Raw genomic sequence first — 15,490 nt, 5'->3', positions numbered from 1 at the left:
AGGGCGGACGGTTGGGGCCGGTGTGTCGGGCGTGCCCCGGAGTGCTTGTCGGGGCCGGTCGCGGCTGCCCGCCGGGAGCCCCGCGTCCGGCCCGCCGGAGGGGAGCGGCATCACCGCCCCGGTACGGGCAGGGGCCGGGGGAACGGCCCGCGCTCGCGGCGCCCGTCCCCGTGCCGCCGGTGCGGCTGAGGGTGCGGCCGTTGAGGGCGGACGGTGGGGCCGGTGCGTCGGGCGTGCCCCGGAGCGCCTGCCCGGGCCGGTCACGGCTGCCCGCCGGAGAGGAACGGCACCACCGGCGCGCAGTCCCTGGCAGACTGCCGGGATGATCATCAGGCTGGCTGAGCACGTCGACCTTCCCGCCTTCCTCGGACTCGCGGGGGAGGTGGAGGAGTGGTTCGGGCCGATGGTGGCCGAGCCCGGCTTCCACCGGGCGGTGACGAGAAGCGCCGAGGGCGGCCTCGCGCTGATCGCCGAAAGTGACACCGACACCGGCACTGACACCGACGGCCCGCTCGGCGGGCTGCTGTTCGGCCGCGGCGGGGAGGGCCACCACCACCTGCACTGGCTGGTGGTGGCGGCCCGGGCACGGGGGACGGGCGTCGGGCGGGCACTGCTGGACGAGGCGCTGCGCCGGTACGTCCGCGGGCCGGCCGTGGTGGAGGTGGTCACCTTCGGCGCCGACCACCCGGGTGCGGTGGCCAGTGGTGCCCGGGTCTTCTACGAGCGGCTCGGCTTCCTGCCGGGCGAGCCGGCCGGGCCCGGCCCGGAGGGCGGCTCCCGGCAGGTCTACCGGCTCGCGGTGGAGTAGCCGTCCTCCGGGACGGACGTGAGCAGCCGGGCCTTGGCGAGGGCGAACTCCTCGCTGCTCAGGGAGCCTTCGCGGTGCAGCACGGCGAGGCGCTCCAGCTCCCGGGCGAGGACGGACGCGGCGTCCCGGGGCTGCTCGTCGGGCGGGCGGACGGCGAACTCGGCGTCGCCCGGGGCCAGCGGGTCGTAGCGGACGGTCACCCGGTCGCCGACCTGCGGCAGGGCGTAGGAGGGGAACTCGCCCGCCCGGGTGGCCTCGTGGTCCTCGCCCTTGAGGGTCCGGTACCGCACGGTGAGCCGCAGGCCGGTCCGGTGGGCGGCGGTGGCGGGCGTTCCCGCGAGCGCGGTGACGGTGCCGGGGACGGTCGCGCCGTGCTCGACCAGCCGCCGGTTGAGGAGACGGGCCCGGCGGTGCACCGCGGTCTCGCGCGCCACCCGCCGTTCCGCGGGGACGCCCACGAGGAGGGCGAACAGGGCCAGCACGGTGATCGGGATCAGCAGCCAGGGGTGCGTGGTCCCGTCGGCGGGGTAGGCGCCGGCCAGGGTCAGCAGGAACCAGAGCGGGAAGGTCAGGCCGGCCGACATGCGACGGCAGCGGTCGTTCTCGTCGGCGCTGTTGACCAGGCCAGCCACGCACAGCATGGCGGCCAGCCAGAGCATCAGGCCGCCGACGAGCTGCAGCGCCATGGTGTCGGGGTTGCAGCCCGTCTCGTGACCGCACGGGTCCGAGGCGAGCACCCGCAGCAGTCCGGTCGTGCCGAGCCAGCCGGCCCCCGCGGCGAAGCAGCACATGAGGATGACGGCGAGCAGACGTGGGCCGGTGATCCGGCGTTCGATCGTCATCCGTGAAGGCTAGTTCGGCTTGGGCGTCGGCCAGGTGGACGGTTCCTTTCTGCGGGGGAAAGCAGCCGTGGCGCGGGGGTGTCGTGCGAGTGGCGGCCCGCGGGGCCGGCGGTCAACGGTGCTCGTCCACCGGGGCGCGTCCGAGCAACTGGGCCTTGGCGAGGGCGAATTCGGCTGCGTCCAGGGCGCCTTGGCGGTGCAGGGCGGTGAGGCGCTCCAGGCCGTCGACGATCTCGGGGGCGGCTCCGGCGGCCGGGGCGGGCGCGGGGACGGCGTCGGCGGGGGCGGGGGCGGGGCCGGTGACGGTGGCCCTGGCCACCGCCGGATCGGCCGGGTCGTAACGGACCTCGGCGGGGCTGCCGCGGAGCGGGGCGCCGGCACCGGGCCCGGGGAAGGTGCCGGTCACGGTGGTGGTGTGGACGGTGCCGGCGGCGGTGAACTCGACGGTCAGGAGCAGCACCGGATCCCCGTCCTGGAGGCTGCCGTCGCCGCCGACGGCGACCACCACACCGGGGACGGTGACGCCGAACTCGGCCAGTCGGTGCTCCTGTTCGGCCTTGCGGTGCTGTTCCAGCCGTGCGGTGCGCCACCGCCGGGCGGCGAACCGGTCGAGCCCGGCCGTGGCCAGGGCGAGCGGGGCGACCGGGGCGAGCGGCCACGGGTGGAAGGTGTTGTTCGCGAAGGAGGCGCCGGCCAGTCCGAGGGCGAGGCAGCCGAGCAGCACGCCGCGGTCGGAGGTGGCCGAGTCGCCGTCCAGCGGGCCGTCGCCGTGCGCGGTGGTGGCGGTGCCGACCAGGGCCGCCAGCCAGCCCAGGATGCCACCGGCGAGGTGGACGGCGACGCCGATGCCGCCGCAGGACTGCTCGGGTCCGCAGGCGTCCTCGCCGAAGGCCCGGACGAACCCGGTGCCGGTGATCCAGCCGGCCGACGCGGTGCCGATGGCGAGCACGACCAGTCCGAGGAGCCGACCGTTGCTCAGGCGCGGCCCGAGGGGCACGAGTTGATCGTTGGCCATGGCCCGGAGTCTAGGCCTTCCGGGTGAAGGGGCGGGTGGTGCGGAGGTGGCCGGATCAGCTCGCCGGGAAGTCGAAGCGGTAGCCCTGGGCGGCCAGCCAGGGCAGCAGTTGCCGGAGGGCGGCCACGGTCTGGCCGCGGTCGCCGCCGCCGTCGTGGAGCAGGACGACGCCGCCGGGCTTGAGCTGCGACTGGACGGCGGAGACGATCGCGGCCGTCCCGGGGCGGGACCAGTCGCGGGGGTCGACCGACCAGCCGAGCGGGCGGAGGCCGTTGTCGGCGGCTATCCGCTGGTTGTCCTCGGTGAACGCGCCGCCGGGGGCGCGGAACCAGCCGACCGCGGTGCCCGGCCCGCCCGCCCGGACGATCGCCGTCTCGGCGTCGACGATCTGGTGGACGGCCTGCTCGTGGGAGAGCGCGGCGAAGGGCTGGGGGTGGTCGACACTGTGGTCGCAGAGCCGGTGTCCGGCCGCGACGATCCGCCGGACGGTGGCCGGGCCGGCGGCGGCCTGCTTGCCGACCAGGCAGAACGTCGCCTTGGCGTGGTACTGGGCGAGCAGGTCCAGGACCTGGCCGGTGGCCGGGCCGGGGCCGTCGTCGAAGGTGAGCGCGACCGTCCGGCCGCCGGACGCGGTGGAGCGGACGACCGAGGTGGGGACCCCGGTGGAGGGGGCCGGGGGCGCCGGTGGCCTGGGCGTGGCGGTGGTGGACTTGCCGGGGCCGGGCGTCGAGGGTCCGGCGGTGCCGGGCTTCGGCGGGGTGGGCTTCGGTGCGGGCGGCGTGCTCGGCGCGCTCGGCGTGGTGGGCCCGGTCGGCGGCAGGGTGGCCGACGGTGTGCCGGGCACCGGGGCCGCGGAGGACGGCGAACCCGACGACGGCGTACCGGAGGACGGCGTACCGGGCGACGGCGTACCCGACGGGGAGACCGGGGAGGAGGCCGACGGGGCCGGCGGGGACGCGGCGGTGGTCGTGCTCGGCTGGGGCTGGAGCGCGCCGCTGGCGGTGCCGCAGGCGGCCAGGGCCAGTGAGGCGGCGAGCGCGGCGCAGCCTGCGACGAGTCGTCGGCGGTGCCGGGCGGGGGACGAGGGGCGCGGCGGGGCGGTGTGCTCCGGCATGGCGGCGGCTCCTGAGGTGCAGAGGCGGATGCCGATCCTCGGTCAGGATGACTGTCCGGTAAGACGCCCGCGGCCCCGGCCGGGTTGCACCGCCCGCCGCCCGCCCGCCGTTCAGCGCCACGGCCCGGGGCGCCTGCGCCCCGCCCGCCGCCGCGTCAGAACGGGTACCAGCGCACCTCCGTCGCTCCCGCGCGCAGCGAGTCCACCCGGCGGCGGAACTCGGCGAGCGCGGCCGGGTTGCCCGGCACCTGCTGGGCGACCCAGGAGGCGCTGGCCGTCTCGCGCGCCCCGCGCAGCACCGCGAAGCCGGACCACTCGCGCACGTCCCAGCCGTACGCGTCGGTGAACGCCCGGTACTCCTCGCCGGGGACGCCGTACCGGTCGTGGCTGAGCGCCAGGACCACCAGGTCGTGCTCGCGCAGGTCGCGGGAGAGGGTCTCCAGGTCGAGCAGGACGGGTCCGTCCGGGCCGACGTGGACGTTGCGCGGGAGCGCGTCGCCGTGGATCACCCCGGTCGGCAGGTGCGGGACGAGGTCGGGCAGGGCGGCGGCGAAGGAGTCCCGGCGCTGCCGCAGGAAGGCGGCGTCGGCCGGGTCGACGTGCCCGTCGGCGGAGTCGAGCCAGCGTTCGACGGGGGTGAGCAGGTCGCGCCGGGGGAGCGGGAAGGGCGGGTCGGGCAGCCGGTGCAGGGCGTCCAGCAGCGGCGCGAGGTCGACCGGCCGGGCGGGCCGTACGGCGGGCGGGAGCCGGTGCCAGAAGGTGACGGGGTGCCCGTGGGTGAACCGGGGTTCGGCGGGCAGTGCGTCGTACGGGCGGACCACCGGGATGCCCCGGCCGGCGAGCCAGTCGGCGACGGCGAGTTCGCGCTGCGTGCGCTCGGAGAGTTCGGGGCCGCGGCCGACCTTGGCGACCACGGCCGGGTCGCCGAGGTCGAAGACGGCGTTCTCGCCGAGCGCGAGCAGCCGGGCGCCGTCGGGCGCGGGCAGGCCGGCGGACCGGCAGGCGTCGGTGAGGATCAGCCGGGCCCGGCCCTCGTCGAAGGGGAGCATGGGGGGTCCGTTCCGTGGTGGGGGGAGACGGCGATCATTCTGGCAAACGGGTGCCGGGCCCCGCGTGTCGCGGGGCCCGGCGGGTCGTGGGGTCCGAGGGGAAGGTCAGACCCCGACCCGGCGGTGCCGGGCCTGGGCGGCCGGCTCGGGGGCCGGCGGGCCGGTCACCGCGTCGGGGGCGCCGACCGGCGGGAAGGTCTCGCCGTGCGAGAGGTTCGGCAGCCAGCCGAGCCAGCGGGGCAGGTACCAGTTGTGGTCGCCGAGCAGGGTCATCACCGCGGGCAGCAGTACGGCGCGGATGATCGTGGCGTCGATCAGCACGGCGACCGCGAGGCCGACGCCCATCTGCTTCATCGCCTGCATGGAGAGGGTGCCGAAGACCGCGAACACCGCCACCATGATCACCGCGGCGCTGGTGACGACCCCGGCCGTGGAGCGGATGCCGTGGGCGATGGCGGCGCGGGTCGGCATGCCCCGGTCGTGGCCCTCCTTGATCCGGGAGACCACGAAGACGTGGTAGTCCATCGAGAGGCCGAAGAGGATCACGAAGAGGAAGAGCGGCACCCAGGACTCGACCGCGCCGACCCCGGCCGTGCCGAGCAGCGAGGCGCCGACGCCGTGCTGGAAGACCAGGGTGAGCACGCCGTACGCGGCGCCGACCGAGAGCAGGTTGAGCACCACGGCGGTGCCGGCGACGGCCAGCGAGCGGAACGAGGTGAGCATCAGGGCGAAGGCGAAGGCGACCACGAAGCCGAAGACCAGGGGCATCGAGCCGGTCATCTTGGCGTTGAAGTCGTAGGAGCCGGCGGTGCGGCCGGTGACGGGCGCCTCGGTGCCGGGCACCTTGAGGACGGTGGCGGGCACCAGTTCCTCGCGGAGGGTCTTGAGCGCGCCGTTGCTGACGTCGTCGTTGCCGGTGCCGTTGAGCGGGATGTCGACGGTGGCGACGTTCTGCCGGGCGTGGACGGTGACGTCCACCGGGCCGTGCATCCTCCCGCTGGCCAGGGCCTTCGCCTTGAGGTCGGCGATCGCGGCGGTCATCGCGGGGGAGTCGATGTCGTCGGACTTGATGACGACCGAGGCGGGGGCGGGGCTGCCGGGGAAGGCGGCCTCGATCTTCTGCGAGACGGAGACCAGCCGGTTGCCCTCGGGCAGCTGCTGCTGGAAGGTGAGGTTGGCGGTGTGCATGGTCAGCAGCGGCGCGGACAGGCCGAGCAGGACGGCGCCGGCGAGCACGGTGGCGGCCAGCGGGCGGCGCAGCACGGGGGTGAGGACGGCGTTCCAGAACCGGCCGCCGGTGGTGGCGGCGTCGGCGCTGCGGAGCTTGCGGAGGAGGGGGACGCGGCCCCTGTCGACCTTGTCGCCGAGCATGGACAGCAGGGCGGGCAGCACGGTGAGCGAGCCGAGCACGGCGGTGACCACGACCACGATGGTGGCGTAGGCCATGGCCTGGAACTCGGCGATGCCGGTGAGGAACATGCCGGCCATGGCGACCACCACGGTGACGCCGGAGACCAGCACGGCCCGGCCGCTGGTGGCGGCGGCGACCTTCAGGGCGGTGTCCAGGTCGCGCCCGGCGGCCCGCTCCTCGCGCTCGCGGCGCAGGTAGAAGAGGCAGTAGTCGACGCCGACGGCGAGGCCGACCAGCAGCATCACCGAGCTGGCGTTGTTGCTGGTGTGCAGGAGTCCGCTGCTGAGGGCGACCAGTCCGCCGGCCGCGATGAAGGCGGTGATGGCGAGGACGACCGGCAGGACGGCGGCGACCAGTGCGCCGAAGGCGATCAGCAGGATGCCGAGGGCGAGCGGGACGGCCGTCCACTCGGCGCGGGCGAAGTCGTCGCTGAACTGTTCGTCGATCCACTTGCCGGAGCTGGCGTCGCCGAGTTCGACCACGGTGAGGTCGGGGTGCTGCTTCTGTACGGCGTCGACGGCGGCCATCACCGCGGTGACGTTCTCGGCGGCCTCGTCGTGGTCGCCCTTGACGGTGAGCTGGACGAGGACGGAGCGGCCGTCGGCGGAGATCGCCTTCGTGTCGTACGGGGAGCGGATGTCGGAGGCCTTGCCGGTGCCGCCGACGTCCTTGATCACCTGCTCGACGGTGGCCTTGAAGGCGGGGGCGTCGGACGTCAGGGAGGCGCTCTGGATCAGCACGGTCTCGCTGGCGGGGGACTTGAGGCCGGCGTCGTCGAGGATCTTCGCGGCCCGGGAGACCTGGCCGGGCATCGCCTCGGACTCCTTGATCTCGGTGCTTCCGTGCAGGCCGCCGAGGAACGCGGTGGCGACGACGAAGAGCAGCCAGCCGAAGACGGCCGTCCTTCTGTGCCGGGCGCTCCAGGCGCCCATCGCGGCGGCCATGCCGAGCTTGGTCTTCACGGGGTCCCCCTGGGAGAGCGGCCGGTGCCCTGACGAGGGGTGCGGCCGGGTGTGCGGCGGTGGTCCGCCGCCGGATTCGGGCGCCGGCTGCGGATCCGGCGTCGCAATCGACAGTAGGGAAGCCGGGGTTGACGGAGTATCCGGCTGGCGGGGGAGTCTTCCCTGTGGTCTTCCTCGGGGGAGGGGTGGGGTTTTCCCTACCAGGGAACCCTGAGTTCTCCTCCCTGCGGGTAGGTAAAAAGTCCACCCTGAGGGGGAGCGGTCTCCACCCCGAGCACGAGGGAATAGGCATCGTGCGCGCGCGAAAATAGGCCAGGGTCGTCGTTCGGCGGCCTCAGGGGGAATCGGCTACAGGGTTACGGGGGTTGCTTGCCGGTCGGCAAGCAAGCGGTCGTAGGATGATGCCCTCTGACTACTTACCTGCCGACCGGCTAGGTGCTGTGCCCCCGCACGGCCCCGGGCCGGTCTCGATCCGTCGCCCGGCGTCCCGTCCCCCAAGGGCTGCGGTGAACCATGCCCAGGAGGCATTACGAGCATGTTCCACCGACTAGGACATTTCGTCGTCCGTCGCGCCTGGTGGGTGATCGCGGCCTGGGTCGTCGCGATGATCGCCATCGCCGCGTCGGCCCCGAAGATCACCGCCCAGACCGACGAGGCCTCGTTCCTCCCCAAGCACTACGAGTCCATCCAGGCCTCGGTGCTCCAGGAGAAGGCGTTCCCGGCCAGCTTCACGCCGTCCGCGCTCGCGCTCTTCGAGCGCAACGACGGTGCCCCGATGGACGCGTCCGACAAGGACGCCATGGCCAAGATCGTCCAGGGGCTCACCGACAAGAAGATCGAGCACGTCGAGAAGATCATCCCGGCCGGCGAGCAGTCGACGTCCAAGGACGGCAAGTACGCGCTGGCCCCGATCGCCATCGACAAGGCCACCCAGCAGTCCGACGAGTTCGGCGAGACCGCCAAGAAGCTCCGTGACGAGGGCAAGGCGCTCGCCTCCGGGACCAACGTCAAGTTCCAGCTGGGCGGCGCCGCCGCGCAGGCGCTCGACCAGAAGGAGTCCTCCGGCGCGGCCGACGCCGTGATCGCGCTGGCCACCCTGGTCCTGGTCGTGATCATCGTCGGGATCATCTTCCGCAGCGTCCTCGCCGGGCTGCTGCCGATCGTGGTCTCGCTGATCATCGCCATGCCGGCGGCCAACGGCCTGATCGCCTACGCCACCAAGGCGTTCAACCTGGAGAGCACACCGGTCCTGTCGGCGATCCTGATCGTCGTCGTGCTCGGCGTCGGCACCGACTACTTCCTCTTCCTGGCGTTCCGCTACCGGGAGCGGCTGCGAGCCGGCGACGACCGCAAGGAGGCCGTCGCCAACGCGGTCGGCCGGGTCGGCGAGGCCATCGCCTCCGCGGCCGGCGCGGTCACCGTCGCCTTCGCGGTGCTGATCCTCTCCAGCCTCGGCATGTTCAAGGCGCTCGGCCCGGCCCTGGCCATCGCCGTCGTCGTCACCGCCTTCGCCTCGCTCACCCTGGCCCCGGCCCTGCTCGCCGTCATCCCGGCGCGCGCCGTCTTCTGGCCCGGCAAGAAGTGGATGAACGAGCCGAAGGACGCCCGCTTCCTCGCCCTCGGCCGCATGGTGCAGAAGCGCCCCGCCCTGGTCGCGGTGGCCTCCGGCGGCGTGCTGCTGGCCCTCTCGGCCGGCGCCCTCGGCTACAACGGCACCTTCGACCTCGCGGGCAGCTCCATGCCCAAGGACAAGGAGTCGATGGTCGTCCAGGACAAGCTGGTCAACGGCTTCTCGGCCGGCGCCGCCGACCCGAGCCACGTCTACCTGACCAGCAAGAGCGGCGGCAAGCTCGACCCGGCCGCGTTCGACGGCTACGCCGCCAAGCTCGGCGCGGTCCCCGGGGTGGCCAGCGCCGCGCCGAAGCCCCAGGTCAGCGAGGACGGCACGACGGCGGACTTCACCGTCCTGCTCAAGAACGAGCCGTCCAGCAACGAGGCGATCGAGACCCTCACCGAGCTGCGCGACGTCGCCCACGCACAGGTGCCGAGCGGCACCGAGGCCAAGGTCGGCGGCCTGACCGCCGTCTACAAGGACATCAACCTGGCGATGAGCCACGACTACAAGCTGGTGTTCCCGATCGCGGGTCTGCTGATCCTGCTGATCCTCGGACTCCAGCTGCGCAGCGTGGTCGCCCCCTGGTACCTGATGGCCTCGGTCGGCCTCGGCTTCACCGCCACCCTCGGCTCGTCCACCCTGCTGTTCCAGAACATCAAGGGCGAGCACGGCATCATGTTCATGCTGCCGATCCTGATCTACCTCTTCGTGGTGGCGATCGGGACCGACTACAACATCCTGATCATCGCCCGACTCCGCGAGGAGGCCCGCGAGGGCCGCTCCCCGCGCGAGGCGGCCCGGGAGGCGCTGCGCCACGGCGGTCCGACCGTCGCGGCGGCCGGCTTCATCCTGGCGGCGTCGTTCGGGACGTTCATGCTCGCGGGCAACATCTTCATGCTGGAGTTCGGCTTCGCGATGGCCTTCGGCATCATCCTGGCCGCCTTCGTGATGGCGATGTTCTTCACCCCGGCGCTCACCGCGCTGGTCGGCCGGGCGGCCTGGTGGCCCGGCCACGGCGGCGACCCGGGCGCCGGCCACGACGGCCACGCCCCGGTGGGCGGTCCGCACGGTGCGCACGGCCTGCCGGAGACGGCCGGACGGCGCTGACCGGACGGTCACCCGGTGCGCACGGCGCAGCACGCACGGCGTGCGCGCACGGGCACCACGCACGACGCACGCGGCGTCCGCTCAGGCGGGCGCCGCGTGCGGCGTTGACGGCCGGCTGCCCCTTTCCCAGGGGCTGCAAACGTGATCTGTCGGGCAGAAAATCCCCGGTCAATCGGGGTGCGCCCGTGCTACAGTCGACCCAGTTGCAGTTTTGGTTCCCATGAACGCTTGTGTGCGCCTGCTGGTCCCAACCAACAGGCGCATTTGTTTTGTCCGGTGTTTCAGTCTCCGGATGGGGATCGCGGCTACACGGGGTCCACGAGGTGTGGGCTCCGATGCCCCAGTTAGAGGAGACGGTTATGGCTACCGGCACCGTGAAGTGGTTCAACAGCGAAAAGGGCTTCGGCTTCATCGAGCAGGAGACCGGCGGCCCGGACGTGTTCGCCCACTACTCGAACATCGTCGCCCAGGGCTTCCGCGAGCTGGTCGAGGGTCAGAAGGTCGAGTTCGACGTGACCCAGGGCCAGAAGGGCCCGCAGGCCGAGAACATCCGCGTCATCTGAGTCCGGCTTCCGAGCTGACTCGCGATCTCGCGTAGCGAGGGCCCGTACCGCACGGTGCGGGCCCTCGTCCATGCCGCCGAACGGCCGGGGCGGCGCACTCCTTTCCCGACGGCCGGGCAGCCCCCTGAAAGGGGCTGTTGACCGACGGACGGAGAACCCGTGACCACCCCTGCCCAGCCGCCCCGCGACGGCGGTCGCACCCGCAAGCCCCGCAACGCCGGCGGCAGCAGCCGCTCCGGCGGCGCCCCGCGCACCGGCGCGCCCCGCACCGAGGGCGCCCGCTCCGGCGGACCCCGCGGCGGCGGCGCCCCCCGCACCCCGCGCCGCAACGCGCCCCGGGTCGCCGAGGCCGCCGACTTCACCGTCGTCGAGGGCACCCCGGCCCGGCCCCCGGCGGCGAGCTTCGCCGAGCTGGAGCTGCCCAAGGGCATCCTGAGCGCGCTCACCCGCGAGGGCGTCACCGAGCCGTTCCCGATCCAGGCGGCCACCCTGCCCGACTCGATCGCCGGCCGCGACGTGCTCGGTCGCGGCCGCACCGGCTCCGGCAAGACCCTCGCCTTCGGCCTTCCGGTGCTCGCCCGCACCGCCGGCAAGCGCGCCGATGCCCGCCACCCGCTGGCGCTCGTCCTGACGCCGACCCGCGAGCTGGCCCAGCAGGTGACCGAGGCGCTCACGCCGTACGCCACCGCGGTCAACCTGCGGATCGCCACCGTCGTCGGCGGCATGTCGATCACCCGGCAGGCCAACGCCGTCCGGCGCGGCGCCGAGGTCCTGGTCGCCACCCCCGGCCGGCTGGACGACCTGATCGGCCGAGGTGACGTCAACCTCTCCGACGTCGCGATCACCGTGCTGGACGAGGCCGACCAGATGGCCGACATGGGCTTCCTGCCGCAGGTCACCAAGCTGCTGGAGCAGGTCGCCGAGGGCGGGCAGCGGATGCTGTTCTCCGCCACCCTGGACCGCAACGTCGACCGCCTGGTCAAGCGCTTCCTGACCGACCCGGTGACCCACTCGGTGGACCCCTCGGCCGGCGCCGTGACCACCATGGACCACCACCTGCTCCAGCTGGAGCAGGCCGACAAGGCCTCCGCCGCCGCCCACATCGCCTCCCGCGAGGGGCGCGTGATCATGTTCGTGCACACCAAGCACGGTGCGGACCGCCTCGCCAAGCAGCTGCTCGCCACCGGTGTGAAGGCCGCCGCCCTGCACGGCGGCAAGTCCCAGCCGCAGCGCAACCGGGTGCTCGACCAGTTCCGCGACGGCCTCGTCACCGCGCTGATCGCCACCAACGTCGCCGCCCGCGGCATCCACATCGACGGCCTCGACCTGGTCGTCAACGTCGACCCGCCGATCGACCACAAGGACTACCTGCACCGCGGCGGCCGCACCGCCCGGGCCGGCGAGTCCGGCACCGTGGTCACCCTGGTCCTGCCGGACCAGCGCCGCGAGGTCAACCGGCTGATGACGGTGGCCGGCATCCGCCCGACCACCACCAGGATCCGCCCCGGCGACGCCGAGCTGACCCGGATCACCGGCGCCCGCACTCCCAGCGGCGTCCCGGTCACCCTGGCCGTGCCCGTCCCGGCGGCCGCGCCCGCGGCCGAGGGCAAGTCCTCCGCCGCCCCGCGCCGCCGTCCCGGCAAGCGTTCCGCGCTGCCCGCCGACGTCGACATGAACGGCAACCCGCGCCGCCCCCGGCCGAAGCAGCGCCTCGGCGCCGGCGCCTCCGGCTCCGGTGGCGGCCAGGGCGGCCAGGGCGGCGGCGGCTCCCGCCAGGCGGCCGGCTTCATCGGCCGCTCCTCCGGCCGGGCCAAGCCCGGCAGCGGCGCCAAGTCCGGCTCCAACTACGGCACCGGCCGGCAGCGCCGCCAGGCCGACTGACCGACCCGGTCGCGAACGGCCCGGGCACGACGCCCGGTCACGAACGGCCCGGCTCCCCTCCGCGGGGGAGCCGGGCCGTTCGGCGTTCCCCCCGGGGGGGGAGGAAGTCCGCGAGGACACGTTGACGCCGGGCGGTCGATCCCCCAGGCTGGCCGGCGGCCCCGGAGAATCTGTCGACCAGTCAACTCGACCGACAAGGTGTCGAGTTGGAAGTTCCCGCGGCCCGGAAGGGATCCTTCGATGCGTCGTGCCCCGACCCTGCTCGCGGCTCTCCTCCTGGCGGTGGCCGCCGCCCTCGCCGCGCCTTCGGCCGCCCTCGCCGCGCCTTCGGCCGCCCTCGCCTCCGCTCCCGGAGCGCCTGCGGCGGCCGCCTCCGCTCCGGAGGCCCCCGCGGCCTCCCCGGCCTCCGCGCCCGCCGGCTGCCGCACCTATGCCGTCATCGGCGAACCGAGGCAGTTCGGGGAGTGCACCGGGATCGACCCGCTCCAGACCTGGACACTCCAGGCCCGCTGCGCGTGGACCCTCAACGGCCGGGTCTACGAGTTCTACGTCAACAGCTCGGTGATCGTCGGCAACACCGCCACCTCCGTGGAGTGCAGTCCGGGCCACTTCGTCGACGTGCGGATCCTCCTCGGCTACCTCCTGCCGCCGGAGCAGGCCGGTCCGGTCCTCCCGCCGGGCCGGATCACCGGACTCGCGGGCAAGTGCATGGAACTCCGGAACGGCAGCCCCGAGGACGGGACGAAGGTGCAGATCGGCGACTGCACCGGCGCGGCCGGCCAGATCTGGCGGCTGCCCGTCGGCGGAACCGTCAAGGCGCTGGGCAAGTGCATGGACGCGGCCGGCGGCGGTACGGCCAACGGCACCAAGGTGCAGCTCCTCCTCTGCAACGGCACCGCCGCCCAGGTGTGGTACCGGCAGCCGGACGGCCAGTTCGTCAACCCGCAGTCCAACCGGTGCCTGACCGTCCCGGGGGCCGACCCGACCAACGGCAACCAGCTGGTGCTCTGGGACTGCACGGGCGGAGCCAACCAGCTCTGGTCCCTGCCCTCCTGACGGGTGCGCGGATCCCGCGTCCCGGCCGGTCCGCTCGGTCCGCTTGGTCCGACCGGTCCGCTCGGTCCGATGTCCGGTGACGCGGGCAAACGCGTCGACGTGCAGGGAGGGGCGGGCGCGGACCGCACGCCCGTCCGGGCCCTCGCGCGCGACGGCACGAACGGCCGGAACCGCAACGGCCCGGAGGACCGGAACCGGCACGTCCCCGCCTGGCGGACGGAAGGGGCTCCGGGGGAGCGCTTTCCGGACGGATCGCCCGGGCCGCCGGGCCCGGTCCGGCTGCGGCCCGGCCCCGGCGCGGCCGCTGGTCCCGGGTGGTCCGTCCACCCCGGGGCCGGTGCCGCTCCGTGGACGGAGGGTTGGCGGATACCGGACGGCGGCCATTGACGGCCGCCGTGACCCGGCTGAGGCTTTCACGCAACCCGCACAACTGCCGCACCGTCAGAACACCGCTGCGGCAGGAGTGTCGATCCGGCCCACCCGTCTCCGGAAGGACCTTCCGATGCGTCGTACCGCCGCCCTGCTGTCCAGCGCCGCCCTCCTCGGCGCGGCCGCCTCGCTCGCCTCACCGGCCTCCGCCGCCCAGGCCGCCGGGGGCTGTTCCGCCTACGTCGCGGGCTGGAACGCCTACGGCCAGTGTTCCGGCATCGACCCGCTGCAGACCTGGTGGGTCAGCGCCACCTGTGAGTGGTGGAACGCCGACCACACCGCGCGGTTCTCCCGGCCCGCCGTCGGCGGCGTGGTCGTCGGCGACGGCGTCGCGGTCGCCTCCTGCAGCGTCAACGACACCGTCCTCTTCCCGCAGGTCGCCTTCGGCGGCAAGCTCCCGCCCCAGCCCGCCGGCCCGGTCGGCCCGATCACCGGCTACCTGGGCAAGTGCGTGGACGTGAAGGGCGCCAGCAGCAACGACCGCACCCCGGTGCAGATCTACGACTGCAACGGCACCAACGCCCAGCAGTGGAAGGTCGCGGTGGACGGCACCATCCGGGCGTTCAACAAGTGCATGGACGTCACCGGCGCCGGCACCGCCAACGGCACCAAGGTCCAGCTGTACACCTGCAACGGCACCGGTGCCCAGCAGTGGCAGGTCCGGGCCGACGGCTCGATCCTCAACCCGGCGTCCGGCCGCTGCCTGGACAACCTCGGCTTCGTCGCCACCAACGGCAACCAGCTCGGCATCTGGGACTGCAACGGCGCCGAGAACCAGGTCTGGCACGTCCCCGCCTGATCCGCACCGCACCCGCCGGCACCGGGGCGGCGCGGGCACCTCCGACCGGAGGCGCCCGCGCCGCCCCTTCGCGTGTCCGGGGCCGTCCCGAAGCCGGATCCTAGGGTCCCGGGCGTCCGGCGGGTCCGCCGGACCCGCCGAGGACGCCGTGGGCGAGGGCGGCGAGGCCGGCGGTGATCCGGTCCGGGGTGAGCCCGCCGTCGCGCTGGTGGCGGAAGAGCTCGGGGGCGAGCGGTGCGAGGAGCTGGTCGGCGAGGGTCTCCGGGTCCGCCAGGCCCGCCTGCCGGGCGAGGTGGGCGACGTGCAGCCGCCAGAACGCGTAGGCGCCGGTCCGGTAGCGGGCGAGGCCGGTCTCCGCGCCGAGGACCAGGTGGACGTGGGTCTCCAGCAGCCCGACCATCGCCCCGTAGAAGGCGGCCAGTCGTTCGGCCGGGGCCGGCGGTGCCCCGCCCGTCCCGCCGCCCGCCGCGTCGCCCGGGCCGAGCGGCGGGGCGCCGCGCAGCACCTGTTCCTGGAGGGCCCGTTCGTGCTCGTCGAGGAGGGCGCGGGCGATCGACGCGCGGTCCGGGTAGCGGCGGTAGAGGGTGCCGCGGCCGATGCCGGCGGCCCTGGCGATGTCGTCCATGGTGACGGCGGCCGGGTCGTCCGCCGCGAAGAGCCGCTCGGCGGCGGCGAGGACCTTGGCCCGGTTGCGGGCGGCGTCGGCCCGCTCGCGGGGCGGGGGGCCGTCGGCCATCGGGAGTTCCGTCATGGCCTCACCGTAGAACGAAGTGGACAGCTGGTCCACTTCGTTCTACGGTGGGTCCCGGGCTAAGCGGACAGTGTGTCCACTTGATCTC

Annotated in this window: 12 protein-coding genes; 6 read left to right on the top strand and 6 right to left on the bottom strand. The window is 74.1% G+C overall.

Going from position 1 to position 15,490, the window contains the following annotated elements:
• The first annotated feature begins 322 nt into the window (after positions 1 to 322).
• Positions 323 to 808, top strand: coding sequence for a GNAT family N-acetyltransferase (locus tag OG550_RS09365; RefSeq protein WP_327676224.1), 486 nt, complete (start codon positions 323 to 325; stop codon positions 806 to 808).
• On the opposite strand, the gene OG550_RS09360 is transcribed toward OG550_RS09365, so the two are convergent.
• The 5 genes from OG550_RS09360 to OG550_RS09340 all read right to left on the bottom strand — a co-directional run bounded on the left by OG550_RS09360 (position 787) and on the right by OG550_RS09340 (position 7,183).
• Complete coding sequence (locus OG550_RS09360; protein WP_327676223.1) at positions 787 to 1,650, bottom strand: DUF3592 domain-containing protein; 864 nt, start codon at positions 1,648 to 1,650, stop codon at positions 787 to 789. The two genes, OG550_RS09365 and OG550_RS09360, sit on opposite strands and share 22 nt — an antisense overlap.
• Before the next feature lie 112 nt (positions 1,651 to 1,762).
• Positions 1,763 to 2,665 (bottom strand): SHOCT domain-containing protein, encoded by a 903-nt coding sequence (locus OG550_RS09355; protein WP_327676222.1) that lies wholly within the window; start codon positions 2,663 to 2,665, stop codon positions 1,763 to 1,765.
• 55 nt (positions 2,666 to 2,720) lie between these two features.
• Entirely contained in the window at positions 2,721 to 3,779 is a 1,059-nt protein-coding gene (locus tag OG550_RS09350) for a polysaccharide deacetylase family protein (RefSeq protein WP_327676221.1), read from the bottom strand.
• A 155-nt stretch (positions 3,780 to 3,934) separates the two neighbouring features.
• A complete protein-coding gene (locus tag OG550_RS09345; RefSeq protein WP_327676220.1) occupies positions 3,935 to 4,828 on the bottom strand; it encodes a phosphotransferase enzyme family protein in 894 nt (297 codons plus the stop codon).
• A 105-nt stretch (positions 4,829 to 4,933) separates the two neighbouring features.
• Positions 4,934 to 7,183 (bottom strand): MMPL family transporter, encoded by a 2,250-nt coding sequence (locus OG550_RS09340; protein WP_442906140.1) that lies wholly within the window; start codon positions 7,181 to 7,183, stop codon positions 4,934 to 4,936.
• Positions 7,184 to 7,736: 553 nt separating this feature from the next.
• On the opposite strand from OG550_RS09340, the gene OG550_RS09335 reads away from it, so the two are divergent.
• From OG550_RS09335 to OG550_RS09315, 5 genes are all read left to right on the top strand, one after another.
• On the top strand, positions 7,737 to 9,923 hold the full coding sequence (locus OG550_RS09335; RefSeq protein WP_327676218.1) for an MMPL family transporter: 2,187 nt from the start codon (positions 7,737 to 7,739) through the stop codon (positions 9,921 to 9,923).
• A gap of 359 nt (positions 9,924 to 10,282) precedes the next feature.
• The gene (locus OG550_RS09330) at positions 10,283 to 10,486 is read left to right on the top strand and encodes a cold-shock protein (RefSeq protein WP_327676217.1); all 204 of its coding nucleotides are present in this window, start codon (positions 10,283 to 10,285) and stop codon (positions 10,484 to 10,486) included.
• Positions 10,487 to 10,645: 159 nt separating this feature from the next.
• The gene (locus OG550_RS09325) at positions 10,646 to 12,367 is read left to right on the top strand and encodes a DEAD/DEAH box helicase (protein ID WP_327676216.1); all 1,722 of its coding nucleotides are present in this window, start codon (positions 10,646 to 10,648) and stop codon (positions 12,365 to 12,367) included.
• Positions 12,368 to 12,607: 240 nt separating this feature from the next.
• Complete coding sequence (locus tag OG550_RS09320) at positions 12,608 to 13,423, top strand: ricin-type beta-trefoil lectin domain protein (RefSeq protein ID WP_327676215.1); 816 nt, start codon at positions 12,608 to 12,610, stop codon at positions 13,421 to 13,423.
• A gap of 502 nt (positions 13,424 to 13,925) precedes the next feature.
• Positions 13,926 to 14,651, top strand: coding sequence for a ricin-type beta-trefoil lectin domain protein (locus OG550_RS09315; protein ID WP_327676214.1), 726 nt, complete (start codon positions 13,926 to 13,928; stop codon positions 14,649 to 14,651).
• Between the two features lie 100 nt (positions 14,652 to 14,751).
• Here the strand turns inward: OG550_RS09315 and OG550_RS09310 are convergent, their stop codons facing one another.
• Complete coding sequence (locus tag OG550_RS09310) at positions 14,752 to 15,402, bottom strand: TetR/AcrR family transcriptional regulator (RefSeq protein WP_327676213.1); 651 nt, start codon at positions 15,400 to 15,402, stop codon at positions 14,752 to 14,754.
• Positions 15,403 to 15,490: the final 88 nt, after the last annotated feature.

It is taken from the genome of Kitasatospora sp. NBC_00458 (assembly GCF_036013975.1).
Lineage (GTDB): Bacteria > Actinomycetota > Actinomycetes > Streptomycetales > Streptomycetaceae > Kitasatospora.
This window is presented reverse-complemented; position numbering and strand designations above follow the sequence as displayed.